Raw genomic sequence first — 26,201 nt, 5'->3', positions numbered from 1 at the left:
ACTCCCTCTCAATAAAAGACAGGGTGGAGACGTCACGTGGCTGCGCAGCACAGGTGCATCGCGATCGTCGGTCCGTTCCAGAGCGGCAAGACCGCCCTGCTCGAGGCCATCCTTCATCGCACCGGCGCGATCGACCGGCCCGGCCGCGTCGGCGCCCGGATCGGCGACACCTCGCCCGAGGCGCGGGCGCACGGCATGAGCGTCGAGCCCGCCTTCGCCACGGCGCAGTTCCTCGGCGAGACCTTCACCTTCGTCGACTGCCCGGGCTCGATCGAGTTCGCCCACGACCTCAGGGCGGTGCTGCCGGCATGCGACGCCGCGATCGTGGTCTGCGAGGCCGACGCGCGAAAAGTGCCGGCGCTCGAACTGACGCTCCGGGAGCTGGAGGCCGCCGGCATCCCCCGCCTTCTCTTCATCAACAAGGCCGAGACGGCGGCGGGCTCGCTGCGCGAGGCCCTGGCGCTGCTGCAACCGGCCTCGCGGGTGCCGCTGCTGATGCGCCAGGTTCCGCTGATCGAGGGCGAGGCGGCGGTCGGCTTCATCGATCTCGCGCTGGAGCGGGCCTTCATCTGGCGCGAGCAGGCCCCGAGCGAGGTGGTGGCCCTGCCCGACGGCGAGCTGCCGCGGGAGAAGGCCGAGCGCTTCATGATGCTGGAGCGCCTGGCCGATCACGACGATGCCCTGATGGAGGATCTGATCGCCGAGGTCGAGCCGCAGGCCGACCGGGTCTTCGCCGATCTCGCGAGCGAGCTGCGCGACGGCCAGGTGGTGTCGGTGCTGTTCGGCTCGGCCGAGCACGGCCACGGCATCACCCGCCTGCTGAAGGCGCTGCGGCACGAGGCGCCGGGGCTGCCCGGGACGCGGGCGCGCCTCGGCGTGGCGGAGGAGGGGGCGCCGCTGGTCCAGGTGATGAAGACCCTGCATACCGGCTTCGGCGGCAAGCTCTCGGTCGGCCGGGTGCTGCGCGGCACGCTCCGCGAGGGCGAGGCGGTGACGGGATCGGGCGGCAGCGCCCGGGTGGCGGCGCTGACCCGGCTCGCGGGTGCCGCGGGCCACCGCGTGCCCGAGGGGCAGGCGGGCGAGGTCGTCGGCCTCGCCAAGCTCGACCCCATCGGCACCGCCGAGACCCTGACCACCGGCCCCGGAACGCCGGACGCCCTGGTGACCCTGCCGCCGCCGGAGCCCGTCCACGCCCTGGCGCTGCGGGTGCGCGACCGCAAGGACGACGTTCGCCTCTCGGCGGCGCTCGCCAAGCTCGCCGAGGAGGACCCGGCGCTGATCGTCGAGCACCGCGCCGAACTCGGCGACCTGCGCCTGTCGGGCCAGGGCGAGATGCACCTGCGGGTCGCAGTCGAGCGACTGGCCTCGCGCTTCGGCATCGGGGTCGAGACCGCGCCGGCGCGGATCGCCTATCGCGAGACGATCCGGGGACCCGCCGAGGCGCGGGCGCGGCACAAGAAGCAGACTGGCGGCCACGGCCAGTTCGCCGACGTGGCGCTCGCCGTGCGGCCGCTGCCCCGGGGCGAGGGGTTCTCGTTCGAGGACGAGGTGGTGGGCGGCGCGGTGCCGCGCCAATACATCGCCTCGGTCGAGGCCGGCGCCCGGGCCTTCACCACCAGGGGGCCGCTCGGCTTTCCCGTCGTCGACATCGCGGTGACGCTCAAGGACGGCGCCGCCCACGCGGTCGATTCGTCGGATGCCGCCTTCCAGGCCGCGACGCGGCTGGCCCTGGAGGAGGCGCTGGCGAAGGCCGGGCCGGTGCTGCTCGAACCGGTCCTGGCGGTGTCGATGGCGGTGCCGAGCGGCGCCACCGCCAAGGCGACCGGCCTCGTCACCGCCCGCCGCGGCCAGATCCTCGGCTTCGACGCCCGGCCCGGCTGGTCCGGCTGGGACGTGGTCGAGGCGCTGATCCCCGAGGCCGAGATGACCGACCTCATCGTCGAATTGCGCTCGGCCACCGCCGGCATCGGCACCTTCACCACCCGGTTCGACCACCGGGCCGAGCTGACGGGCCGCGCCGCCGACGCGGTGCTGGCGCGCCAGCCGGTGCGCAAGGCGGGGTAGGGCACTCCCGGCGGATCGGCATTGGCCTGCCGACGCTGGTCCGCCGGGAGTCTCGTTCTCGTCGCAGATTGTCGTCGCAAAACCGGCCGCCGCGCTTGCGAAATCTGCTTAGACCACGTGATCCGGCGCGAGCGCGCAGGCCGGTCCGCCGGCCAGCTCCACCTGGAGCGTCACGTGGGCGATGCCGAAGCGGCGGCGCAGCACGGCCGCGCAATCGTTGAGGAAGGCGTTGCCGGGATGCCCCTCCGGCATCACCAGATGGGCGGTGAGGGCCGTCTCGGTGGTGCTCATCGGCCAGACGTGGAGGTCGTGGATCTCGGCGACGCCCGGCCGCTCGGCGAGGCAGGCCCGCACCTCGGCCGGGTCGATGCCCGGGGGCACGGCATCGAGGGAGAGCACGAGGCTGTCGCGCAGGAGACCCCAGGTGCCGGCGACGATCACCGCCACGATGACGAGGCTGGTCACCGGATCGACCCAGGTCCAGCCGGTCCACAGGATGACGAGGCCCGCCACCACGACGCCGGCCGACACCGCGGCATCGGCCAGCATGTGCAGGTAGGCGCCGCGCACGTTGAGGTCGCCCTTGCGGCCCGACGCGAACAGCCAGGCGGTGATCCCGTTCACCGCGATGCCGATCAGCGCCACGATCGTCACGGTGAGACCCGGGACCGGGGCGGGCGCGCTGAAGCGCTGCACCGCCTCGAGCGCGATGGCGCCGACCGCGACCAGCAGGAACACCGCGTTGAACAGGGCGGCGAGGATCGAGGACGAGCGCAGGCCGTAGGTGAAGCGCGCCGTCGGCCGGCGCTGCCCGAGGGTCGCCGCCGCCCAGGCGACGACGAGGCCGAGCACGTCCGAGAGGTTGTGGCCGGCATCGGCGAGCAGCGCCACCGAATCGGTGAGGAACCCGTAGACGCCCTCGATCAGCACGAAGCCGGTGTTCAGCGCGATGCCGACCGCGAAGGCCCGCCCGAAACTCGCCGGGGCGTGAACGTGGCCCGGGCCGTGCGAATGGCCGGCACCGTGGTGGTGACCATGCCCGTGGCCGTGATCATGGTGGTCATGGTCGTGATGCGCGTGGTCGTGGTGCTGGCCCATGCCCGATCCCTGGTGGCTCCGCCCGGGCGTCCCCGCGCCCGGACGGTCGTCGCGGCGCCTCTATCTCTAGGGCAGGGCCCGCAGGACGGCGAGCCCGGCGGGGGGGAGCCTCACCCGGCCGCCAGCCGCAACGCCGCCTCGGTCAGCGCCCCGTCCGGCCGGATCATCTGGTCGAGCACCGTGAAATGGTCGTTGCCCGGAAGCGGCAGGAGGTCGCCGGGAAGGCCGGTCCCGGCCCAGGCGGCGTGGTAGACCTGCGATTGCCGGCACAGTTCCGGCAGCTCGTCCGCCCCGTAGGCCACGATGAGCGGGCCCGCCTTGCGCGGCAGGTGCCGGATCGGCGAGAGCGCCGCCACCTCGTCCTCGGTGAGGTGGAGCGCGTCGTCGAGCGCCGTGCGGCGGATCGGTGCGAGATCGAAGATGCCGGAGACGCTGAGCCCCGCATCGGCCTCCGGGCAGGCCATGGCGAGGGCCGCGAGGTGGCCGCCGGCCGACCAGCCCGAGACGACGAGGCGCGGCGGGGCGGCATGCGCCCGCAAGGCCGCCAAAGCCGCCGGGATCTCGGCGGCGAGGGCGGTCATCGTCGCCTCGGGGCAGAGGGTGTAGCCGATCATCGCCACGTCGAGGCCGCGGGCCAGCGGGCCCTCGGCGAGCGCCGAGAAGCCGCTCTTGTCGTTGCGCTGCCAGTAGCCGCCATGGATGAAGGCCAGGAGCGGCGCTCCCGCCCGACCGCAGCGGAACAGGTCGTAGCGCTGCCGCGCGCCCTCGCCGTAGGGCAAGTCGAGCTCGCCGGCCTTGGTCTCCCGGAACGCCGCGCTGCGCTCGCGCAAGGCTGCCATGAAGGCGCTGCTGCCGGCGACCGCGCCGGAATTGTCGTAGGCCTTGCTGAGCGTCGCGCGGTCCATCCCGCGCCAGTCGTCACCCGCCATCGTCGTCCCCCGCGTGAGCAGATCCGGCGCGACGATAACCCGGAAAACGAGACGGGCGGCCCCGCGCCGCGCGCAGGGCCGCCCTCGTTTCTTGACCGGGGCCTCGAGGCCCCGGATCGTCGCTCACTCGGCGGCCTGGAGGGCCGGGACCGGGCCGGTCTCGTCGAGCGGCAGCGGGTTGCCGTCGAGGGCGGCCTTCAGGCGGTCCATGTCGACCTCACCCTCCCAGCGGGCGACCACGATGCAGGCGACCGCGTTGCCGATGAAGTTGGTGAGCGCCCGGCACTCCGACATGAAGCGGTCGATGCCGAGGATCAGCGCCATGCCGACGACCGGCACGGAGGGGACCACCGCGAGGGTCGCGGCAAGCGTGATGAAGCCCGAGCCGGTGACGCCGGCCGCGCCCTTGGACGACAGCATGGCGACGAGGAGCAGCAGGGCCTGCTCGCCGTAGGTGAGGGGCGTGTCCGTCGCCTGGGCGATGAACAGGGCCGCCATGGTCATGTAGATGTTGGTGCCGTCGAGGTTGAACGAGTAGCCGGTCGGGACCACCAGGCCGACGACGGGCTTCGAGCAGCCGGCGCGCTCCATCTTCTCGAGCAGCGAGGGCAGCGCCGACTCGGAGGACGAGGTGCCGAGCACCAGGAGCAGCTCCTCCTTGATGTAGCGGATCAGCTTGACGATCGAGAAGCCGTTGTAGCGGGCGACCAGGCCGAGCACGCCGAAGACGAAGATCGCCGAGGTCAGGTAGAACGCGCCGACGAGGTAGGCGAGGTTGGCGAGCGACGCGATGCCGTACTTGCCGATGGTGAAGGCCATCGCGCCGAAGGCGCCGATGGGAGCGACCTTCATGATGATGTGGACGACGCCGAAGATCGCCTCGGACAGGATCTTGATGAAGTCGAGCACCGGCTTGCCGCGCTCGCCCAGGAAGGCGAGGCCGAAGCCGAACAGCACCGAGAAGAACAGGACCTGCAGGATCTCGCCGCCCGAGAACGCACCCACCGCCGTCGACGGGATGATGTTCATCAGGAAGTCGGTGATCGTCTGCGTCTTCGCCTTCTCGGCGTACATCGCGATCTGCTTGGGATCGAGCGACTTCGGATCGATGTGCATCCCTGCGCCCGGCTGGACGAGGTTCGCAATGATCAGGCCGACGATCAGCGCCAGGGTCGAGAAGGTGAGGAAGTAGATCAGCGCCTTGCCGCCGACCCGGCCGACCTTCTCGAGGTTGGTCATGCCGGCGATGCCGGAGACCACGGTGAGGAAGATCACCGGGGCGATGATCATCTTGACGAGCTTGATGAAGGCGTCGCCGAGCGGCTTCATGTCGGCGCCGAGCTGCGGGTAGAAATGCCCGAGCGTGATGCCGATCGCGACGGCGACCAGCACCTGGAAGTAGAGGGTCTTGTAGATCGGCTTCGGCGCCGGCGGCGCGTGCGGCGCGGTCAGCGGGGACGGGACGGTAGCCATCGGACGTTCTCCCTATATGGCTTGTTGCGGGACGGCGTCGTCGGCGGAACCGGGGCGACGCTCTTGCTCTTGGCCGCGAGGCGGGATCGGCCTCTTGGCGATGGATCTCGTGACCGGTGATCGACCTTTTCGCGGGCCTGCCGCGCACCGGCAGGCCGCGGACAGACACCCAATGGCAACCGGCGTGCCAGCCGGGAAAAAATCGAAATTTTTTGTTAAGTGCAGACGAATAAAAGCTTTTTCCAACCCCATGAGGAGACGGCCCGGTGGAAGCGTCCGGCGCGCCGCAAAGCGGACCGGGAAACCGTGCGGAAATCCGCAAGCCCTCGGACCCCGGCCCGCCACCCCGCGGGGCGGCCGTGACCGGCTGGCGCGCCTTCGCGCGCTCGCCGGCCCTGCCCTGGATCCTGAGCCTCGCGGCGGTGCTGGCCGCCGCCCTCGTCGCCGGGCGCATCGCCGAGCGGGCGGCGCTGGCCGACCTGCGGCGTTCGGCCAACGCGACCCTGGCGCTCCAGGTCGCGGCCTTCCGCACCGAGATGCAGAAGCAGGGCTCGCTGCCGCTGGCGCTCGCCAGCGACCCCGAGATCGCCGCGGTGGTGGGACGATCGCCCGATCCGGCGCTGATCGCCCGGGTCGACGACCGCCTCGCCGAGATCGCCCGCGCCTCGGGGGCGGCGGTGATCTACGTCATCCGCCAGGACGGCACCGCCGTGGCGGCGAGCAATGCCGGCGCGCCGGGGAGCTTCGTCGGCATCTCCTACGCGTTCCGGCCGTATTTCCAGCAGGCGCTCGCCGACGGGGCGGGGCGGCAATTCGCGCTCGGCACGGTCAGCGGCCGGCCCGGGCTCTATCTCAGCCGCCGGGTCGCCGGGCCGGACGGCCGGACCGGGGTGGTGGTGGTCAAGGTCGAGTTCGACGCGATCGAGGAGGCCTGGCGCGAGTCCTGGAAGAAGGGCGGCGAGACCGTGATGGTCACCGATCCCCGCGGCATCGTCCTGATGGCGAGCGAGCCGGCCTGGCGCTTCGGCGCCCTGCACCCGGTGCCGGACGACGAGCGCCGGCTGATCCGCGAGCGGCTCGAATTCGGCGCGGCCCCCCTCGCGCCCCTGCCGCTCTACCCGGCCTCGGACGGGTCGGGCCTCGTCCGGGTCGGCGGCGGCGCCCAGCCGGCGCGCCTGGCGCTCCCGCTCGACGCGCCGATCCCCGGCACGACCTGGCGGCTTCACACCCTGACCCGGATCGGCGTCGCGGTGGCGCGCGAGCGGCTGCAGGCCCAGGTCATCGCCGGCCTCGCGGTCGGCCTCGCCTGCCTCGGCGTCGCCGAGATCGTCGGCCGGCGCCGGCGCCTGCGGGCGAGCCTCGCCGAGGCGGCGGCCCGGCGCACCGAGCTGGAGGAGCGGGTGCGGGCACGCACCCAGGCCCTCACCGAGGCCAACCAGAAGCTCAAGGCCGAGATCGCCGAGCGCCGGCGGGCCGAGGCCGACCGCCAGCGCCTCGGGCGCGAGCTCGCCCATGCCGGCCGCCTCGCGGCGCTCGGCCAGTTCGCCGCCAGCATGGCGCACGAGATCAACCAGCCGCTCGCGGCGATCCGCTCCTACGCCGACAATGCCGGCATCCTGATCCAGCGCGGCCGGCTGCCGGAGGCGACCGAGAACCTCTCGGCGGTCGGTCGCCTGACCGAGCGCATCGCCGGACTGACCCGCCAGCTCAAGGGCTTCGCCCGCAAGGCCTCCGGGCGGCGCGACCCGGTGGCGCTCACGGGCGTGGTGCGGGCGAGCCTCGAAGTGGTCGAGGGGCGGCTTGCGGGCATCGACCTCGCCCTCGCCCTGCCCGAGCCATCGCCTTATGTCCTGGGGGAGGGGCCGCGGCTGGAGCAGGTCGTGGTCAACCTGGTGCAGAACGCCCTCGATGCGGTCGCGGGCGCCGACGATCCCCGCATCGCCGTGACGGTGCGGGTCATGGGGGAGCGCGCGGTGCTGGAGGTGGGCGACAACGGCGGCGGGCTGCCGGACGGGGGCGGACAAGTCTTCGACGCCTTCTTCACCACCAAGGCCAACGGCCTCGGGCTCGGGCTCGCGATCTCCCGCGGCATCGTCGAGGAGTGCGGCGGCACGCTCTCGGCCGGGCCGTCGCCGGAGGGCGGCGCCCTGTTCCGGGTCGAGCTGCCGCTGGCGCCGGCAGAGCAGGGAGCCGCCGCATGACCGGGCCGTCCGACCGCGTGGTCTTCGTCGACGACGAGGAGGAGGTGCGCCGGGCCAACGGCCAGAGCCTCGACCTCGCCGGCTTCACCGTCGAGACCCATGCCGATGCCGAAACGGCGCTGCGGGCGATCCTCGCCGATCCCCCCGGCGTCGTCGTCACCGACGTGCGCCTGCCGGGGCTCGACGGGCTCGGCCTGTTCGCCGCCTTGCAGGAGGCGGATCCCGAATTGCCGGTGATCCTGATCACCGGCCACGGCGACATCACCATGGCGGTGCGGGCGATGCGCTCGGGCGCCTACGACTTCCTGGCCAAGCCCTATCCGGCCGAGACGCTGGTCGCCTCGGTGCGCCGCGCCCTCGAGCGCCGGGCGCTGGTGCAGGAGAACCGCTCGTTGCGGGCCCGCCTCGACGCCGCGGTGGCGGAGGATCCGGCCTTCCTCGGCGTCTCGCCGGCCATCACCCGCCTGCGTCAGTTCGTGCGCGAGGTGGCGCAGGCCGATGTCGACGTGCTGGTGCTCGGCGAGACCGGCTCCGGCAAGGAGGTGGTGGCGAGCGCGCTCCACCGCTGGAGCCGCCGGGCCAAGGGCAATTTCGTCGCGATGAATTGCGGCGCGCTGCCCGACACCGTGGTCGAGAGCGAGCTGTTCGGCCACGAGGCCGGGGCCTTCACCGGCGCGCTCAAGAAGCGGGTCGGGCGCATCGCGCATGCCGACGGCGGCACGCTGTTCCTCGACGAGATCGAGAGCATGGCGCTCACCATCCAGGTCAAGCTCCTGCGGGTGCTGCAGGAAAGGGTGGTCGAACCGCTCGGCACCAACGCGATCCAGCCCGTCGACATGCGGGTGGTGGCCGCGACCAAGATCGATCTCGGCCAGGCCGCCGCGCAAGGGACCTTTCGCGACGACCTCTACTACCGGCTGAACGTGGTCTCGGTGGCGATCCCGCCCCTGCGCGAGCGGCGCGAGGACGTGGCGCTGCTGTTCGAGCACTTCCTGCGCAAGGCCGCCGCCCGCTTCAACCGCGAGCCGCCGCCGGTGACGCCGGCGATGCGCGAGCACCTGAGCCGGCACGACTGGCCCGGCAACGTGCGCGAGCTCGGCCACTTCGCCGAGCGCTGCGCGCTCGGCCTCTCGCCCACCGGCCCGGCCGCGGCCGAGCCGGCGAAGCCCGCGACGCTCGCCGAGCAGATGGACCGCCACGAGCGCGGCCTGATCCGCGACGAGCTGATCATGGCCGGCGGCGACGTGCGGGTGGCGGCCGAGGCCCTCGGCACGCCGCGCAAGACCCTCTACGACAAGATCGCCCGCCACGGCCTCGACCCGAACGATTATCGCTGAGCGGGGGGAGCGACGGCCGTCGCCTTGAAGAACGTGTAGCCGAAGGTGCCGTCCGCTTCCGTCGTGCGCAGGAGCGCGCGCAATCCGGCCTCGAACGCCGCCGCGTCGGTCAGTCCCGCCCGCACGGCCTCGTCCCTGACACCGGCAACCATTGCCGTGAAGGTCCGGCGAACGAACCCGTCCACCAGGGCCGGGCGGCCCGCATCGGCATGGACCGGGCGCGGCGAGACCCGCACGGCGACGAAGCCGGCCCCCACGAGCAGCGGTGCGAGCCGGCGACCGATCCGGGCATCCCCGCCGGCCGTTCGCTGCAGCGCCACCTGGCAGGCGATCGCCGCCTGGGCGGCCTCGTCGTCGGGATGGAGGAGAACCGAGCCGTGATCGCCCTCGATCACCGTGAGGCTGCCGCCCGGGCGCAGGACACGGCGCAGCTCGGCGAGGGCCGCGTCCGGCTCCGGCAGGTGTTCCAGCACGAAGCAGACGAAAGCGTGATCGAAGGCACCGTCCGGGAACGGCAGCGCGCACAGATCCGCCTGCCGGAAATCGGGGAGGGGCAGGCCGGCGGCGCGCAGGCGCGTCCGGGCCGCATCGAGCGACGCTGCGGAGCGGTCCAGGCAGGTGAGCCGGATGCCGGGGCTGCGCCGCAGCAGCGGAAGCGTCTGGGCCCCGACCCCGCTGCCCGCCTCCAGCACGGAGCTTCCGGCCGGGAACGTGCTGTCGTGGTGCAGGAGTTCTTCGAGCGTCGCCGCCTGGTCGTGCAGGCGACGGTCCTCCGCCGCCGCATAGCCATGAATGTAGGTCTGATCCTGCCCCATCGCGTCCTCCCGCCGTCGCATCCGGCCCCCGGGGACGGTGTCGCGCGCGGGCGCACGGCGGTCTTGAACGCGATTGCGCCTCAGGCGAGGGCAGCGCGCGTGCGGGCCGGCGTCACGCCGAACTGGCGGACGAAGGCGCGGGTCAGATGGCTCTGATCGGCGAAGCCGGATTCCGCCGCCGCCGCCGCCGGGCTGCGCCCCGCCCCGAGAAGCCGGCGGGCCAGCCGGACACGATGCTGCAGCAGATAGGCGTGCGGCGTGGTGCCGACCGCCCGGGCAAAGCCGCGCAGGAGCTGGAACCGGCCGACTCCCGACAGCCCGGCCAGTTCCGCGAGGGTCGTCGGCCGCTCGGGCGCTTCCTCGATCCGATGCAGGGCGCGGGTCACGAAGGGCGGCGGCCCCGGCCGCGGCACCGGCCGGCTCCCGTGACGCGCGACGAGGTGGGTCAGGGTCCGCACCATCGTCTCCTCGATCGCCAGGGGGTCCGGGGTGGGGGCGATCAGATCGGCGAAGAGCCGTACGAGGTGGGCGGCGAGGGCCGGGTCGCTGACGGCGGGCCGGGTGATCTCGACGGGTCCGGACACCGTCTCGCATAGAAGCCCGTCGAGGAGGTGGGGCTCGACGTAGAGCATCCGCCATGCCCGCATCCCGGCCCGGACCGGTGCGCCGTCATGGATCTCGCCCGGATTGACGGTGATCACGTCGCCCGCGAGAGCTTCGACGGGGCCGCGGCCGCTCCAGGAACGGTGGCCCCCCGCCACGATGACGCCGAGGCCGAGCTGGTCGTGCCCGTGGCGCGGGAAGGTGCGCGCGGAGGCAAGCGACATCGCCTCGAGTCCGGACAGGCCGGAGCGGTGGTGTCGCGCCTCGTGCCGGTCCCTCGCCATGCTCGCCCTATGTCGCTGCGCTGTCGAACCCGCCGATCCTGCCGCTCGTTCTCGCGAAGCGCCGATCACCACGTCCTCGGGCGATGCAGTGGATGCACAACGCAGAAAGCCCGGCCGTGAGGCCGGGCTCCGCTCCGCCGAGACGACGGAATTCAGGTACTAGTAGGTGCCGAACTTGTAGTTCAGGCCGGCGCGGACGACCGCGAACTCGGTCTCGCGACGGAACTGGGCGGCGTTCACGACGACCACGCCCGGCGAGCCGAGGCCGATCGGGGTGCCGGCGTTGTTGATCGCGAACACGCCGTTGTTGCGGTTGCCGCGATCCAGGTTCACGTACAGACCTTCGACCTTGATCGTCACGGCCGACGAACGGAAGAAGTTCAGGAACGAGTCGGTGGGCAGAGCGTACTCGACGCCGCCGCCGACGGCGTAGCCGGTCTGGAACTCGTCACGCGAGCTGTTCGGCAGGCCGAAATCGCGACCGCCGCCCGAGCCGTAGGCGAAACCGCCGGTGGCGTACACGAGGGTGCGGTCGAAGGCGTAGCCGAGGCGACCACGGACGGTGCCGAAGTAGTCGAGACCGGTCAGGCCGAGCGGGTTGAACACCTGCTGCGCGGCGATCGGGCCGGTGGCAGCGAAGCGGTTGCGGTCACGGCCGAAATCGACGTACTGCGCGTCGGCCTCGATGCCGACCACGACGCCCGAGCCCGGGGTGAACTGGTAGTTGTAGCCGATCTGGCCGCCGCCGACGAAGCCTTCGGCCGAGCGCTGGCCCGGGAACGCGATCACGGTGGGGACGGCGACGAGGCCGGTGGCCGGGCCGACGCCGACGACGGTGCCGCCGCGGCGGTCATCGGTGCCGAAGCCGTAGCCGGCGTTGAAACCGGCGTAGAAGCCGGTCCAGGTGAAGACCGGCACCGGCGTGAACACCGGCGGCGGAGCAACGCGACGCGGCAGGTCCGCGGCCGAAGCGGCGGCGGTCAGCGCGGTGAAGGCAGCGAAAGCACTCAGGAGTTTCTTCATGATGGTCCCCAGCAGGTTCCCCGATCGAGGCGAAGCTAGACCATTTCGGTGGCGCACGATGTAGCAGTTCAGCCACATCGGTGCGGCAACGACACGGACCTCCCGAGTGACGACGCGGAAATGTCAAGTCTGGAGGCGACGGATCCCGCTGATCCCACAGGCTGCGGCGGCGCAGATTCGGGCAGTCCGGGCAAATCCCGTGCGCTCAGGCCGGCGGCGTGCCGTTGGCGGCGAGCACGGCCCCGGCGAGGTAGAGCGAGCCGCAGATCAGCACCCGGGGCGGGCGCTCCCAGGCCCGGTCGCTCAGGGAGACCAGGGCCGCCTCGACGCTCGGCGCCGTCGTGGCGGAGAGGCCCACCTTGCCGGCGATCCCGGCGACCTCCTCGGCCGGCCGCGCCGCCATCTGGCCGGGCATCGGCACCGCCACCAGGAAGCGGGCGAGGCCCGAGAAGTTGGCCAGGAAGCCTTCCGCGTCCTTGGTGCCGAGCAGGCCGGAGACCAAGACGAGCGGCGCGTCCCCGCGCTCCTGCAAATCGGCCATCGCGGCGGCGAGGATGCGCCCGCCGTCGATGTTGTGGCCGCCGTCGAGCCAGAGCTCCGAGCCGGGCGGGACGAGCCCGGCGAGCCGCCCCTGGCGCAGGCGCTGCAGCCGGCCCGGCCACTCGATGGCGCCGAGCCCGGCCTCGAAGGCCTCGGTCCCGATATCGCCGAAGCCCGCGGCGCGTAGGGCGGCGATCGCCGTGCCGGCATTGACGATCTGGTGGCGGCCGGCGAGGCGCGGCCTCGGCAGGTCGAGGAGGCCGTCCTCGTCCTGGTAGACCAGCCGCCCGCGCTCCTCGTAGGCGGAGAAATCCTGGTTGCCGACGAGGATCGGGGCGGCCCCGACCGCCTCGGCCCGGGCGCAGAGCACCGCGTCGGCCTGGGCGTAGTCCTGCGGGGCGATCACCGCCGGGCAGCCGCGCTTGAAGATGCCGGCCTTCTCGCCCGCCACCGCCTCGACGGTGTCGCCGAGATATTCGGCATGGTCGCGGCCGATCGGCGTCACCACGGCGCAGGCCGGCCGGTCGATGACGTTGGTGGCATCGACCCGCCCGCCCAAGCCCACCTCGAGCAGCAGCACGTCGGCGGGCGCCTCGGAGAAGAGCAGCAGGGCCGCCGCGGTGGTGATCTCGAACACCGTGATCGGCGCCCCGGCATTCACCGCCTCGCAGCGGGCGAAAGCCTCGGCCAGACGCTCCTCCGGCACGAAGCGGCCGCCGCCGACGGCGCCGATACGGATGCGCTCGTGGAAGCGGACGAGATGGGGCGAGGTGTAGACATGGGCCGAGAGGCCGCCGGCCTCCAGGATCGCCCGCATCGTGGCGATGGTCGAGCCCTTGCCGTTGGTGCCCGCGACATGGATCACCGGCGGCAGGCGCCGTTCCGGATGGCCGAGGGCGGCGAGCAGCCGCTCGATCCGGCCGAGCGACAGATCGATGGTGCGCGGGTGCAGCGCCAGGAAGCGCGCCATAAGGGCGTCGGAGGATTCCATCGGGGCGTTCCGTCCGGGCTCGTCACCGGTGGGTCAGAAGGGAGCAGAGCCGAGCGGGGCCGGCAAGCCCGGCAAAGGGCCGGGATCCGGGAGCGGGGTCTCGGGCCGGAATCTCGGGCGATGCCCCGGCCAGCCCGGCGAGGGAGCCGGGCGGGTTGGGGCGGCGCGCGCGCCTTAGGCCGGGACCGGCTTGGCGTCGGCCCTGGTGTCGGACTTGCCGTCCGACCGGGCCTCGGTCTTCGCCTCCGTCCGGACCTCGGGCGTCCCCGCCTCCGTGCTCCCCACCGGGACCTGCATCAGCAGCCCGCACAGCCGGGCGATCGTGCCCTTGAGGTCGCGGCGGTGGACCACTTGGTCGACCATGCCGTGATCCTTCAGGTACTCGGCGCGCTGGAAGCCGTCGGGCAGCTTCTCGCGGATGGTCTGCTCGATCACCCGCGGGCCGGCAAAGCCGATGAGCGCCCCGGGCTCGGCGAGGTGCACGTCGCCGAGCATCGCGTAGGAGGCGGTGACGCCGCCGGTGGTCGGGTTCGTCAGCACCACGATGTAGGGCAGGCGGGCGGTGTTGAGCCGACGCACCGCCACCGTGGTGCGGGGCATCTGCATCAGGGACAGCACTCCCTCTTGCATCCGCATGCCGCCGGAGGCCGCGAACAGCACGTAGGGCGTTTGCTTCTCGATCGCCGTCTCGACGCCGCGCACGAAGGCCTCGCCGGCCGACGTGCCGACCGTGCCGCCCATGAAGCCGAAATCCTGCACCGCCACCGTCATCGGCAAGCCGCCGACGCGGCCGAACCCGACCTTGAACGCGTCGGCCATCCCGGTCTTGGTGCGGGCGTCCTTGAGGCGGTCGGCGTAGCGCTTCTCGTCGCGGAACTTCAGCGGGTCTTGCGCCACCTCGGGCAGCGGCACGTCGAGCCACTTGCCCTCGTCGAACATCAGCTTCAGGCGCTGCTGCGCGGTGATGCGCAGGTGGTGCTCGGAGCCGGGAATCACCCAGCCATTGGCCTCCACCTCCTTGTGGAACACCATCTGGCCGGTCTCCGGGCATTTCACCCAGAGGTTCTCCGGCGTCTCGCGCTTGAACAGCGTCTTGATCTTCGGGCGCACGACCTCGGAGATCCAGTTCATCGCCTCGACCATGATCGCTCCTCGGCCGTCGGTTGTCGTATGGGCTCTATATGGGGTGTCAGCGGGCGCGCACGCCGGCGGCGAGCTCGCGCACCAGCCCCGTCACCGCGGCGACCGAGCCGGACCCGGCCTTGCCCTCGCCGTCGAGGGAGCGGGCGAGGGCGTCGACGATCGCCGAGCCGACCACCACGCCGTCGGCGCCCCGGGCGATGGCGGCGGCGTGCTCCCCGGTCTTGACGCCGAAGCCGACCACCACCGGCAGGTCGGTGTGGCGGCGGATGCGCTCGACCGCGCCGGCGACCACGCCGAAATCCGGGGTCGCCGTGCCGGTGATGCCGGTGATCGAGACGTAGTAGACGAAGCCCGCGGTGTTCGCGAGCACGGCCGGCAGGCGCGCCTCGTCGGTGGTCGGGGTGGCGAGACGGATGAAGGCGAGGCCGGCCTGGATCGTCGGCAGGCAGAGTTCGTCGTCCTCCTCGGGCGGCAGGTCGACGACGATCAGCCCGTCGATCCCGATCGCCTTGGCCTCCTCCAGGAACCGGGCGACGCCGTAAGTGTAGATCGGGTTGTAGTAGCCCATCAGGATCACCGGCGTGCCGGTATTCTCCTCCCGGAAGCGGCCCACCAGCTCCAGGGTGCGGGCGAGGGTCTGACCGCCCTTGAGCGCCCGCAGGCCGGCCGCCTGGATCGCCGGCCCGTCCGCCATCGGGTCGGTGAAGGGCAGGCCGAACTCGACGATGTCGGCCCCGGCCTCCGGCAGGGCGCGCAGCACCTGGAGCGAGGTCTCCGGATCGGGGTCGCCCGCCATCACGTAGGTGACGAGGGCGGCGCGGTCCTCCGCGCGGCAGCGGGCGAAGGTGTCGGCGAGGCGGGTGGACATCGGGGGCGACCTTGGGACGGGCCCTTGGGATGCGGCGTCACGCCCGCAAGGCGCGCGCCGCGGACGGGCGGAACGGATCGCCGCGCCTACACCATCGGGGGCCGCAGATAAAGTTTCACGCGGGCGCGGCCTCCGCGGCGGCGCGCAAGGCCGCCAGCGTCACCGAGCCGTCGCCGAGTCCCACCCGCTCGTGCCCGCTCGCCAGCATCAGCGCCAGGGCGTCCTTGAGCGAGGCATCGGGGGCGAGGCGCGGCGCGGCGCCGGCGGGATCCGGCCCGGCATGGTCGCGGGCCGGCAGCAGCGACAGGCGGCGCAGCAGCCGGTCGCCGCCGACGAACTCCGCCGCGAAGGCGCCGGCCGGGGCGGCGAGCAGGGTGGCGGGCGGGGCGACCTGGACCAGGCGGCCCTCGCGCATCAGCGCGATCGTGTCGCCCATCCGCACCGCCTCGTCGATGTCGTGGGTGACCATCAGCACGGTCTTCCCCAGCCTCCCCAAGATCCCCCGGACCTCGTCCTGAAGCCGGGCGCGCGCCACCGGATCGACGGCGCCGAACGGCTCGTCCATCAGCAGGACCGGCGGGTCGGCGGCGAGCGCCCGGGCGACGCCGACCCGCTGGCGCTGGCCACCCGAGAGCGCATCCGGCCGCCGGTCGCGAAACTCGCCGGGCTCGAGACCGACGAGGTCGAGCATCGCGTCGACCCGCTCCCGGATCCGCTTGCCGGTCCAGCCCAGCAGCCCCGGCACCGTCGCGACGTTCTGGGCCACGGTCCGGTGCGGGAACAGCCCGACGCCCTGGAGGACGTAGCCGATGCCCCGGCGCAGGGCGATCGGGTCGAGCCCGGCGACGTCGCGGCCCTCGATCCAAACCCGGCCGGCGCTCGGCACCACCAGCCGGTTGACCATCTGCAGCGCCGTCGACTTGCCGCAGCCCGACGGCCCGATCAGCACGCAGGTGGTGCCGGCCGCGACCGTCAGGTCGAAGGCGTCGAGCGCCGGCCTGGCTTGGCCGGGATAGGTCTTGGCGGCGCCCTCGAAGCGGATCATCGGCGCGCCTTTCCGGGCGATCAGCAGCCGTGGCAGATCGACCCGAGGGTCCGCTTCATCCGGGCATCCCAGGCCTTGTCGCGGGCCGCGGTGGCGGCCTGCGCCTTGCGGAGGGTGTCCGCCGCATCGGCCTTGGCGGGCGCCGGCTTGACCGCGGCCTGCGCCCCCTCGACCCGGCGCGGCTGGCGCCGGCCGGCGGGGGCGGGGCTCGCGTCCGGCGCGGCCACGCCGGCGGTCGCGGCCCCGGCCGGGGCGGGGGTCCCGGTCTGCGCCGCGGCGGAACCGGCGGCGAGGGCGAGGAGGGCGGCGGCGAGAAGGAGGCGCATGGCGGGGTCTCGGGGCCGCCCGCGGGATCGCGGGAGACCGGGAAAAGGGCAATCGCCGGCACCTTTGCATTTTTCGGCCCCGAGGGACACCGGCGCCGATCGGCGCAGCCGGCGGTCGGTCCAGGGCGGGTCGCGCGGCCCCTTCCCGACGTCACACGATCGAACGCAGCTCCCGGGACATCGCGTGTCGGGCATCCCCACCGGAGGGGTGACAGGACCGCCGCGCTCCGGCAGGGTCCCCGTCCGTGTCCGCGTCGAGACTGCCGATGACCCGCCGCCCCGATCCGCGTCCGTCCGCTCCCCCGACGCGCCGCGAGGCGGTGGAGGCGGCCCTGTCCCGGCTCGCCCCCCGGGTGCCGGAATTCGAGGCGGAGGCGATCGTCGACCGGGCGCTGGCGAGCACCGGCCTGCGGGGTGCCGCCCCCGAGACCGCCGCCTGGCTCGGCCTGGTGTCGTATGCCCGTCACGTCTTCACCGAGTACGATTCCCTCCTGGCGGAGGGCTACGACCAGGACAGCGCCCGCCACTTCGTCCTCGACGACCTCAACGCCGTGCTGGCCGAGTGGGGCGTGCGCCGGCGGATCGGCGAGGACGAGGAGGCGTCCGGAGGCGCGTCGGCGTGACCGTCCCTATATGAGCGGGCAGCGCCGCCCGACCTTCACAAGCCCGATGACCGCCCCGATCGCCGACGTCCTGATCCCCCTCGCCCTCGACCAGGCCTACAGCTACGCCGTGCCGCCCGAGCTCACCCTCGCGGAGGGCGACGTGGTGCAGGTGCCGCTCGGGCCGCGGGAGACCGTCGGGGTGGTGTGGTCCCTGCGCGACGGCGCCGGCTCCAACCTGCGGCGCGTCAGCGGCCGGATCGGCGTCGAGGCCCTCAGCCCGGCGCTCCGCCGCCTCGTCGAGTGGATCGCCCGCTACACCCTGGCGCCGAAGGGCTCGGCGCTCGCCATGGCGTTGCGCCTGCCGGAGGAGAGCCGCACCGAGACCGCCAAGGTCGGCGTGCGCGCGACCGGGATGCCGCCGAGCCGGATGACCCCGGCCCGCGGCAAGGTGGTGGCGGTGGCGGCCGACGGCGCGGTGCGGGGCAAGCGGGCGCTGAGCCTGGAGGCCGGCGTCAGCGCGAGCGTGGTCGACGGCCTCATCGACGACGGGGTGCTCGAGACCGTGGCGCTCGCCCCCGACCGGGTCGCCGAGCCGCCGGATCCCGACCATCCGCACGATCCCCTGTCGGGACCCCAGGCCGAGGCGGCCCACGCGCTCATCGCCACCCTGACGGCGGCGCCGGCCGAGGGCGGGCCGGCGGGGGAGGGCGGCGTGACGCTGCTCGAAGGCGTGACGGGCTCCGGCAAGACGGAGGTCTATTTCGAGGTCGTGGCCGAGGCCCTGCGCCGGGGCGTGCAGTCGCTCGTGCTGATGCCCGAGATCGCGCTGACGGCGCAGTTCCTCGACCGCTTCGCCAAGCGCTTCGGCGTCCGGCCCGCCGCCTGGCATTCCGGGGTCGGCGGGCGCCGGCGCGAGAAGATCAGGGCCGGCGTGGCGTCGGGCGAGGTGCAGGTGGTGGTGGGCGCCCGCTCGGCCCTGTTCCTGCCGTTCGCCAAGCTCGGCCTGATCGTCGTCGACGAGGAGCACGAGGGCGCCTACAAGCAGGATGACGGCGTCTGCTACCACGCCCGCGACATGGCGGTGGTGCGCGGCAAGCTCGAACACGCCGCCGTGGTGCTGGCCTCGGCGACGCCCGCGATCGAGACCCGGGTCAATGCCGAGCGCGGCCGCTACCGCCGGGTGGTGATGCCGGAGCGCTTCGGCGGACGGCGCCTGCCGGAGATCCGCGCCATCGACATGCGGGCCGAGAAGGTGCCGCGCGGGCGCTACCTGTCGCCGAGCCTCGTCGCCGCCATCGCCGAGACCAACGGGCGGGGCGAGCAGGCGCTTCTCTTCCTCAACCGCCGCGGCTACGCGCCGCTGACGCTCTGCCGCGCCTGCGGCCACCGCTACCAATGCCCGAACTGCTCGACCTGGCTCGTCGAGCACCGCTTCCGGCGCGCGCTCGTCTGCCACCATTGCGGCCATGCCGAGCGCCGGCCCGAGGCCTGCACCGAGTGCGGCACTTTCGACAACCTGACCGCCTGCGGCCCGGGCGTCGAGCGCATCGCCGAGGAGGTCGCCGCCACCTTCCCGGACAAGCGGGTGATCGTGCTGTCGAGCGACTTTCCCGGCGGGGCCGAGCGCTTACGGGCCGAGCTCCAGACCGTCGCGGAAGGCGGCTGCGACATCGTCGTCGGCACCCAGCTCGTCGCCAAGGGCCACAACTTCCCGCACCTGACCCTGGTCGGGGTGCTCGACGCCGATATCGGGCTGACCTCCGGCGATCCCCGCGCCGCCGAGCGCACCTTCCAGCTGCTCCAGCAGGTCACCGGCCGCGCCGGCCGCGGCGAGAAGCCCGGGCGGGCGCTGGTCCAGACCTACCAGCCCGAGCACCCGGTCATTTCCGCGATCATCTCCGGCGACGCCGAGCGCTTCTATGCCGAGGAGACGGCGGCCCGCGAGGTCGCCGGGCTGCCGCCCTTCGGCCGCCTCGCGGCGCTCGTGATCTCCTGCACCGACCGCGAGGCGGCGGAAGCCCACGGCCGGGCGCTCGCCCGCGTCGCCGAGCCGCCGCCCGGCGTGATGGTGCTCGGGCCCGCCGAGGCGCCGCTCGCGCTGGTGCGCGGCCGCTACCGCTTCCGCCTGCTGGTCAAGACCGAGCGCGAGGTCGACCTCCAGAGCTACCTGCGCGACTGGCTCGCCCGCGGGCCCAAGGTCCGGGGCAATCTCCGGGTCGGCATCGACGTCGACCCGCAGAGCTTCCTGTAGCGGCGCTCAGGCCACCCGCACCGGTGCGGGCGCCCCGGTGCGCGCAGGGAGCGCCGCTTGGCCAGGCATCCCGGTACGGCCGTGGGCGCCGTCGAACAGCTCGCTGAGCTCGGCCCCGACCGAGCGGGCGATGCGGGTCGAGGCCGCCCCCTCGGCCCGGTCGGCGACGATGGTCCGCAGCGCGTCCGCGGTGCGCGTCTCGACCGCGTAGAACAGGCTCTCGGCCGCCTTGGCATTGGCGCTCAGCAGCACCGCCGCGAGGTCGTGATAGGCCTCGCGCAGGAGGTGATGCGCCAGGCGCTCGGCTGCCTGCTGCTCCGTCAACGCCGCGTCACCCATGACTCGAACTCCCACCATGAGTGCGGGAGCGTGGTCGACCTGCGTTGCGCGGAGCTTGCGAAGCGGTCCGGACCACCGACTTCCACACGGCCACGTTGAAACCAATACCGCCCCCGGCGCTTCTCCTTCCGAACGGCTTAATCTGGATTAATCAGGGGCCTGGGGCGTGGCGCGTGACCTCCTCCGGGCGAGGAGGGTGCATGCGCCAGGCCAGCCACTTCTACCGCGGCATGGCGGACGGACCGGCCGCCGTCGGCCACGGCATCGCGCAGGGCCTGCTGGACGCCATCCCGGTCCCGGACGAGGACCATCTGCCGGACCGTCTGCGCGAGCTCGTCGCGCTGCTGATCGCGCGCGACGCCTCGAATGGCGGCGATCGCACGGCACGGGCCGAGCCGACCCGCCTCGTCCTGGTGCTGGAGGACGACGCGTCCGTGCGCGAGCAGGCGGTCGCGCTCCTGCAGGAGACGGTGCTGGATGTCGTCACCTGCGCCACCGGCGACGAGGCGGTGGCCCTGCTGCGCGAGCGCGGCGGCGAGGTCGCGATGGTGTTCACGGATGTCGACCTGCCCGGCACCCTGGACGGCGTCGCCCTGGCGCGGGCGGTCCGGACGCTGTGGCCGGGCATCCGCCTCGTCGTCACCTCGGGCCGGGCGACGGTGCGGGACGAGGACCTGTCGGACGACGTCGTCCACCTCCGGAAGCCCTGGCGGGCCCTCGATGTCCTGGTCCAGGTCGACCACGCCGTGCGGCGCCCGGTCGTGCCGGCGCGGTAGGGCAGATTGCGGCGGTGCCACCGCGTCGACAGGGCTTCGTATCACCGACCTGCGCGGTGGCGCCTTTGGCGTCACATATCTGAGCCGAGGCGATTTCGGCGTTGCGCAGCGATCAGCCGGAATTCGTCCGACACGATCTCCGCGTGACCGCGCCGGCTTAGCTGTGAACCGGATGCGACTTGCCGGGCCGAGGGAGCGGGGCGTCGATCAACGGCGCCACAGATGGTCGGCCTGGTCGCTCCCCTCAGCGTGTCGGAGTTGGAGGATCGCCTGACGGCCTGCCGCGACGCGCGCACCACCCGTCAGACCCAAGCGATCTGGTCTCTGGCCAAGGTCCACCGCCACGGGGGAGCGTCCGCAGCCGCGGTCTTCGGTGACCGCTGGGTGGTCGGCTGTACGAGCGCGACACTGCCGAAGGGCCCCGATGCCCTGGGCGACCAGCGACCGGAAGCCAAGCGCCCATCCCAGCGGTTTTGTTCACGAAGCCCCTATGGCCCCCAGCCGAGCTATCGGCCTGCGATCCGCTGACAGAGCCGCCCTGGGCAGCGTCGGCTACCGCGCGGAATGGGTTGACGCCGATCAGCCAACGCCCTCAGCCAAAAGTGAACGCATAGACGCGCGCGCCAGGACGATGAAAGCGGATCGCGAACGTGCGCTCGCGCACGAGGCCGGATTGGCGAACGAGCTGGTACAGACGGGCCGCCGCGATGACGCCGCCGCCGTCCGATCCGATGTCGGCGCCGTGATCCGCGCCGGGTGGTTCGCCATCCAGGGATACGTCGAAAGGAATCGGCGACCCGTCGGGTCCGGGCCCGACGACGAGGTGGAGGTCGCGCGCCCGGAAGCGGTACGTCAGGCTGCCGCCCGGTGCATCGAGCCGGGCGTATTCGGGTTCGATGGTCCAGTGTCCGGCCAGCGACCACGCGTTCAACCGCGGCCGACCGGGGGTGTAGAGGCGTGGCCCGGGCGACACTCCTTCCGGCGACGCGAAATGCGTGGCCTTGTCCGAGCCGAGATAGGTTTCGCTCGACGCGAGATGCGCGAGATCGGGAGCGGCCTCGATGCCGGCCGCTCGCGTCGGCGTCGGGCCGTCGTGGGAGGCACGCCCTCCGGCGGCTTCGGCCAGGAGGGCCTGGATAGCGGCCTCCGACTGCGCGGTGCCTCCCTCGCCGAACTGGTGATGCCGGATGCGTCCCTGCGCATCGACGACGTACAAGGCCGGCCAGTACGCGTTGCGCAGGCCGCGCCAGAGCTGGAACGCGTTGTCGACCGCCACCGGATACGGCAGGGCGAAGCGCCGGATCGCCGCCGCAACATGGCCGACGTCGTGTTCGAAGGCGAATTCGGGCGCGTGGATGCCGATCACGGCCAGCCCTTGCGCCCGGTACCGCTCGGCCCAGGCCCGCAGGGTGGGAAGCGTGCGGATGCAGTTGATGCAGGAAGAGGTCCAGACATGGACCAGCACGACTCGGCCCCGCAGGCCCTCGACCGTCTGCGGCTCGCCGTTGAGCCAGTGCGTGGCACCCGAGAGGCTCGGCAGCCGGCCCTCGACCGGGAGATCGCCGGCGACCGGAGCGTCGGTCGGAGCGGCTCGGGCGGAGTCGACGCGCAGCATCGTCAGGATCGCGTCCTCAACGGCGGTCGTCGCTGCCGCGGGGTAGCGCGCCAGCAGGTCCGCATCGGCCCCGAGGGCGACCGCGGCGAGCGCCGCGATCATGGCGGCCCCGGCGACCTGGCGCAGACGCTCGCCGAGCCCGAGATGCGGGCGGATCAGGGCGAGCACCGCGCCGCCCAGGCGGGCGGCGGCGGCCAGGGCCGTCGCGGCGCCGAAGGCATAGGCGGCCAGCAACGCCGTCGTCTGCCAGCCCGGCCCGTTCAGGGCGGCACCGGTGAGGACGAGGCCGAGGATCGGGCCGGCGCAGGGCGTCCACAGCAGGCCCGTGGCGGCGCCGAGGCCGAGCGATCCCGGGATCCCGCTCGACAGGCGGGCACCCGGCTCGACGGCGCGCCGCGCCAGGATCCCGCCGAGGCGCACGAGGGGCCGGTGCAGCCACGCCGCGGCGCGGGGCGACAGGAGCGTGAGCGCGAAGACGGCGAGCACGCCCAACGCCAGGACGCGGCCGGCCATGCCGAGCCAGGCCACGACACCGCCCCCGAGGGTGGCGAGACCGGCGGCCGCGACGAAGGCCGCGCCGAGGCCGGCCAGGAACGGCAGCGTGCCGGTCAGGAAGGGCCGGTCGACCCGTGCGAGCACGAAGGGCAGCACCGGAACGAGGCAGGGGCTGAGGAGGGTCAGCACGCCCGCGAGATAGGCGGCGATGGCGAGGATCACGGGCGGGCTCCGTCTTGTTCCGAGCGCCCTTCCTCATCAGCCCCACATGTCCCGCCTGTGTGCGGAGACCCGTCTTCGTGTATCGGCCTGTAGCAGTCGCGCGATCTTGCCCCTGGGATGGCGGTCCATCCGCTACAGTGTGTGACCGGGACAGGCTCGTCGGACGGGCTCGACCCCGCTATTGCGAACGGGAAGCGGGGGAAAGCACCGTGGCGCACATCGATCACGTGCTGGTCGTCGACGACGATCGCGAGATCCGCGAGATGGTCTCGGGCTACCTCAGGAAGAACGGCCTGCGGGTGAGCCTGGCCGCCGACGGCCGTCAGATGCGGTCCTTCCTCGAGACGGACCGGGTCGACCTCGTGGTGCTCGACATCATGATGCCGGGCGATGACGGCCTCGTCCTGTGCCGGGAGCTGCGGGTGGGCCGGCACAGGACGACGCCGGTGCTGATGCTGACGGCACGCAGCGACGAGACCGACCGGATCGTCGGCCTGGAGATGGGCGCGGACGACTACCTGGTGAAGCCGTTCTCGGCCCGCGAGCTGCTCGCCCGGATCAAGGCGGTCCTGCGGCGGACCCGGATGCTGCCGCCGAACCTCCAGGTGACCGAGGCCGGCCGCCTCGTCGCCTTCGGGGCCTGGCGGCTCGACACCACCGCCCGCCACCTGCTCGACGAGGCCGGGACGGTCGTGCCGCTCAGCGGCGCGGAGTACCGGCTGCTGCGCGTCCTGCTCGACCACCCCCAGCGGGTCCTCTCGCGCGACCAGCTCCTCAACCTCACGCAGGGCCGCGAGGCCGAGCTGTTCGACCGCTCGATCGACCTCCTGGTCAGCCGCCTGCGCCAGCGCCTGCGGGACGACGCCCGCGAGCCGGCCTACATCAAGACGGTGCGCAGCGAGGGCTACGTCCTGGCGATGCCGGTCGTCATCGTGCAGGCGCGCGAGGAATGGCCGACCGTCACCGCGCAGGCGCGCGAGGAATGGCCGACCGTCACCGCGCAGGCGCGCGACGAATGAGGCCGCGCCTGCCGGGCAGCCTGGGCAGCCGGCTCTTCCTGATCCTGCTCGCCGGGCTCCTGTGCGGGCAGGGGCTCGCCTTCGCGATCATGCTCCTGGAACGGGATCGGTCGGCGCGGGCGGTCATGCTGACGACGCTCCAGCGCGATGTGACCGTCGCGGTCGCCCTGCTGGACCGGCTGCCGGCCGAGGAGAGGGCCGGGTGGCTGCCGCTGCTCGACCGGCCGACCTATCGCTACGAGCTCGGTCCCGGCGCGGCCGGAACGCCCGGCCTCCCGCCCCGGGCGCGGATGATCGCGGACGAGATCCGCACCGCCCTCGCGCCGCGCTTCCCCGTGCGGTTCGACACGGTGCCGGCGCCGACGGAGCGACTGCAGGGCCACGTCGTGCTCGCCGACGGCGAGGCGCTGACCATCGACGTGCGGCCGGCGATGCGACCGGTCGCGTCGTGGCTGCCGGTGGCCCTGGGCGTGCAGCTCCTCGCGCTGGCGGCCTGCGTCGGGCTCGCCGTCCGGCTGGCGGTGCGCCCGCTGACCCGGTTCGCCGAGGCCGCCGACCGGCTGGAGCCCGGCCGGCCGGCGACCCGCTTCGCGGAAGCCGGGCCGGACGAGGTCGCGCGCGCAGGGCGAGCCTTCAACGCGCTGCAGGCCCGCATCGCTCGCCACCTCGACGAGCGCGTGCGCATCCTGGCGGCGATCTCCCACGACCTCCAGACCCCGATCACCCGGATGCGGCTGCGGGTCGAGACGGGCGCCGAGGGACCGGACCAGGACCGGCTGCTGGCCGATCTCGACGAGGTCGAGGCGCTGGTGCGCGAAGGGATCGCCTATGCCCGCAGCGTGCATGGCGACGTTGAGCCGACGGTCCGCCTCGACCTGCGGGCCTTCATCGAGAGCCTCGTCTTCGATTACCAGGATGGCGGCCGGGAGGTGACCCTCAACGCCCTGGCCGACGTCACGGTGGCGACGCGCCCGCAGGCGCTGCGGCGCATCCTCGCCAACCTGATCGACAACGCCCTGCGCTACGCCGGCCGGGCGGAGATCGACGTGCGGGCGAGGGAGGGCCGGCTCGCCATCGCGGTCCTGGACCGGGGGCCCGGCATCCCGGCCGACAAGCTCGAGGCGGTGCTGCTGCCCTTCGTGCGGCTGGAGGAGTCGCGCAGCCGCGCCACCGGCGGCACCGGCCTCGGCCTCGCCATCGCCGACCAACTCGCCGCCGCGCTCGGCGGCAAGCTCACCTTGTGCAACCGCACGGGCGGCGGTCTCGAGGCCGTCATCACGCTCACCTGAACGCGCCCTTGCGCAGGTCATCCGGCGGGATCGCCGAGGCCGACGCGCCGCATGATCCGCAAGGCCCTGAGAAACGCCGCGTCGTGGCGGACGACCAGGAGCGCGCCGTCGTAGCCGGACAGCCCCGCCTCCAGCGCCTCGACCGCCTCCGAATCGAGGTGGTGGGTACGCTCGGTGCCGGGATCGCGCGAAGGCGCCGGATCACCGGCCTCGTAGCCCGTCCAGCCCCCGGCTCCAAGAGCGTACATGCGCTTACAAAACCGGCCTGTTAGCACATACTCGGTACAAAAACCGGCGGCTTACTGGGGGTGGGACCGCGGGGGACACGACGATGCCGGCAACGATCGACGGGAAGGCCAGGAGCCGGGCGTCGCACCGCCTGCCGGCTCACGGGCCGCTGCGGACCGCCAGGAGCATCGATCCATGACCGACACGCCACATCGCCTGTACACGGCTCACGTCCACACGGTCGGAGGGCGCGAGGGCACGGCCCGCAGCCCCGACGGCAGGCTCGACCTGCGGCTGTCCCGGCCCGGCAGCGCCGGGGACGGAACCAACCCGGAGCAGCTCTTCGCAGCCGGCTGGTCGGCCTGCTTCGAGGGGGCGATGGAGCGCGCGGCCCGGACGCTCGGGATCGCGTTGCGCCGGCCGCCGAGCATCGATGCCGAGATCGGGCTGAACCAGGACGACAGCGGCTTCTTCCTCAGCGCCCGGCTGACGATCGACGTCCCGGACCTCGATCGCACCCTGGCCGAGCAGGTCGTCGCCGCCGCCCACCAGATCTGCCCGTACTCGAAGGCGACGCGCGGCAACATCGACGTCGTGCTGACCGTCGCCTGAGCCTCGACCC

22 protein-coding genes and 1 pseudogene are annotated in these 26,201 nt (G+C 73.1%); 9 read left to right on the top strand and 14 right to left on the bottom strand.

Translation table 11 applies throughout. The features are described from left to right. The first annotated feature begins 36 nt into the window (after positions 1–36). Positions 37–2,064 carry an elongation factor G gene (locus tag FF100_RS05310; protein ID WP_139034531.1) on the top strand — a complete coding sequence of 676 codons (2,028 nt, stop codon included), beginning with the start codon at positions 37–39 and terminating at the stop codon, positions 2,062–2,064. A 108-nt stretch (positions 2,065–2,172) separates the two neighbouring features. Here the strand turns inward: FF100_RS05310 and FF100_RS05305 are convergent, their stop codons facing one another. From FF100_RS05305 to FF100_RS05295, 3 genes are all read right to left on the bottom strand, one after another. Beyond that, on the bottom strand, positions 2,173–3,162 hold the full coding sequence (locus FF100_RS05305; RefSeq protein WP_139034530.1) for a cation diffusion facilitator family transporter: 990 nt from the start codon (positions 3,160–3,162) through the stop codon (positions 2,173–2,175). Positions 3,163–3,272: 110 nt separating this feature from the next. Next, entirely contained in the window at positions 3,273–4,091 is an 819-nt protein-coding gene (locus FF100_RS05300; RefSeq protein ID WP_139034529.1) for an alpha/beta hydrolase, read from the bottom strand. Between the two features lie 123 nt (positions 4,092–4,214). After that, positions 4,215–5,564, bottom strand: coding sequence for a dicarboxylate/amino acid:cation symporter (locus FF100_RS05295; RefSeq protein WP_139034528.1), 1,350 nt, complete (start codon positions 5,562–5,564; stop codon positions 4,215–4,217). A gap of 359 nt (positions 5,565–5,923) precedes the next feature. Here FF100_RS05295 and FF100_RS05290 point away from each other — a divergent pair, with 359 nt between their 5' ends. Then, positions 5,924–7,765 carry a sensor histidine kinase gene (locus FF100_RS05290; protein ID WP_139034527.1) on the top strand — a complete coding sequence of 614 codons (1,842 nt, stop codon included), beginning with the start codon at positions 5,924–5,926 and terminating at the stop codon, positions 7,763–7,765. After that, positions 7,762–9,102, top strand: coding sequence for a sigma-54-dependent transcriptional regulator (locus FF100_RS05285; protein ID WP_139034526.1), 1,341 nt, complete (start codon positions 7,762–7,764; stop codon positions 9,100–9,102). Before FF100_RS05290 ends, FF100_RS05285 begins: the two co-directional genes overlap by 4 nt. On the opposite strand, the gene FF100_RS05280 is transcribed toward FF100_RS05285, so the two are convergent. The 8 genes from FF100_RS05280 to FF100_RS05245 form a co-directional block, all read right to left on the bottom strand. Then, a complete protein-coding gene (locus tag FF100_RS05280) occupies positions 9,093–9,917 on the bottom strand; it encodes a methyltransferase domain-containing protein (RefSeq protein ID WP_139034525.1) in 825 nt (274 codons plus the stop codon). The genes FF100_RS05285 and FF100_RS05280 overlap by 10 nt on opposite strands. Positions 9,918–9,997: 80 nt before the next feature. Then, positions 9,998–10,744 (bottom strand): AraC family transcriptional regulator, encoded by a 747-nt coding sequence (locus tag FF100_RS05275; RefSeq protein WP_246101928.1) that lies wholly within the window; start codon positions 10,742–10,744, stop codon positions 9,998–10,000. Positions 10,745–10,963: 219 nt separating this feature from the next. Then, complete coding sequence (locus tag FF100_RS05270) at positions 10,964–11,827, bottom strand: outer membrane protein (protein WP_139034523.1); 864 nt, start codon at positions 11,825–11,827, stop codon at positions 10,964–10,966. Positions 11,828–12,032: 205 nt separating this feature from the next. Further along, complete coding sequence (locus tag FF100_RS05265) at positions 12,033–13,358, bottom strand: bifunctional folylpolyglutamate synthase/dihydrofolate synthase (RefSeq protein ID WP_139034522.1); 1,326 nt, start codon at positions 13,356–13,358, stop codon at positions 12,033–12,035. Positions 13,359–13,532: 174 nt separating this feature from the next. Then, entirely contained in the window at positions 13,533–14,501 is a 969-nt protein-coding gene (gene accD / locus FF100_RS05260; protein ID WP_139034521.1) for an acetyl-CoA carboxylase, carboxyltransferase subunit beta, read from the bottom strand. Between the two features lie 46 nt (positions 14,502–14,547). Further along, on the bottom strand, positions 14,548–15,369 hold the full coding sequence (trpA, locus tag FF100_RS05255) for a tryptophan synthase subunit alpha (protein WP_139034520.1): 822 nt from the start codon (positions 15,367–15,369) through the stop codon (positions 14,548–14,550). Positions 15,370–15,484: 115 nt separating this feature from the next. Next, a complete protein-coding gene (locus tag FF100_RS05250) occupies positions 15,485–16,414 on the bottom strand; it encodes an ABC transporter ATP-binding protein (protein ID WP_139034519.1) in 930 nt (309 codons plus the stop codon). A gap of 20 nt (positions 16,415–16,434) precedes the next feature. Next, positions 16,435–16,740, bottom strand: a complete 306-nt coding sequence (locus FF100_RS05245; RefSeq protein WP_139034518.1) for a hypothetical protein — start codon at positions 16,738–16,740, stop codon at positions 16,435–16,437. Between the two features lie 266 nt (positions 16,741–17,006). Here FF100_RS05245 and FF100_RS05240 point away from each other — a divergent pair, with 266 nt between their 5' ends. After that, the gene (locus FF100_RS05240) at positions 17,007–17,363 is read left to right on the top strand and encodes a DUF2293 domain-containing protein (RefSeq protein ID WP_171070057.1); all 357 of its coding nucleotides are present in this window, start codon (positions 17,007–17,009) and stop codon (positions 17,361–17,363) included. 46 nt (positions 17,364–17,409) lie between these two features. After that, positions 17,410–19,596 (top strand): primosomal protein N', encoded by a 2,187-nt coding sequence (locus FF100_RS05235; protein ID WP_139034517.1) that lies wholly within the window; start codon positions 17,410–17,412, stop codon positions 19,594–19,596. A 6-nt stretch (positions 19,597–19,602) separates the two neighbouring features. Here FF100_RS05235 and FF100_RS05230 read toward each other — a convergent pair whose 3' ends face one another. Beyond that, positions 19,603–19,935 carry a hypothetical protein gene (locus FF100_RS05230; protein WP_139034516.1) on the bottom strand — a complete coding sequence of 111 codons (333 nt, stop codon included), beginning with the start codon at positions 19,933–19,935 and terminating at the stop codon, positions 19,603–19,605. Between the two features lie 200 nt (positions 19,936–20,135). Between FF100_RS05230 and FF100_RS05225 the strand changes: the two genes are divergently transcribed. Continuing rightward, a complete protein-coding gene (locus tag FF100_RS05225) occupies positions 20,136–20,711 on the top strand; it encodes a response regulator (protein ID WP_139034515.1) in 576 nt (191 codons plus the stop codon). Between the two features lie 592 nt (positions 20,712–21,303). Here the strand turns inward: FF100_RS05225 and FF100_RS05220 are convergent. Next, positions 21,304–23,043, bottom strand: a complete 1,740-nt coding sequence (locus FF100_RS05220) for a redoxin domain-containing protein (protein ID WP_139034514.1) — start codon at positions 23,041–23,043, stop codon at positions 21,304–21,306. Positions 23,044–23,252: 209 nt separating this feature from the next. Between FF100_RS05220 and FF100_RS05215 the strand changes: the two are divergent. Both FF100_RS05215 and FF100_RS05210 read left to right on the top strand, forming a co-directional pair. Further along, positions 23,253–23,990: pseudogene (locus tag FF100_RS05215) on the top strand (response regulator); the annotation flags it as partial. Positions 23,991–24,058: 68 nt separating this feature from the next. Next, a complete protein-coding gene (locus FF100_RS05210; protein WP_246101927.1) occupies positions 24,059–25,351 on the top strand; it encodes a sensor histidine kinase in 1,293 nt (430 codons plus the stop codon). A 17-nt stretch (positions 25,352–25,368) separates the two neighbouring features. Here FF100_RS05210 and FF100_RS05205 read toward each other — a convergent pair whose 3' ends face one another. Beyond that, positions 25,369–25,599, bottom strand: a complete 231-nt coding sequence (locus FF100_RS05205; protein WP_139034511.1) for a P-loop NTPase family protein — start codon at positions 25,597–25,599, stop codon at positions 25,369–25,371. A gap of 175 nt (positions 25,600–25,774) precedes the next feature. On the opposite strand from FF100_RS05205, the gene FF100_RS05200 reads away from it, so the two are divergent. After that, positions 25,775–26,191 (top strand): organic hydroperoxide resistance protein, encoded by a 417-nt coding sequence (locus tag FF100_RS05200; RefSeq protein ID WP_139034510.1) that lies wholly within the window; start codon positions 25,775–25,777, stop codon positions 26,189–26,191. The last annotated feature ends 10 nt before the right edge of the window (positions 26,192–26,201 follow it).

The organism is Methylobacterium terricola, assembly GCF_006151805.1.
Taxonomy (GTDB): domain Bacteria; phylum Pseudomonadota; class Alphaproteobacteria; order Rhizobiales; family Beijerinckiaceae; genus Methylobacterium; species Methylobacterium terricola.
This window is presented reverse-complemented; position numbering and strand designations above follow the sequence as displayed.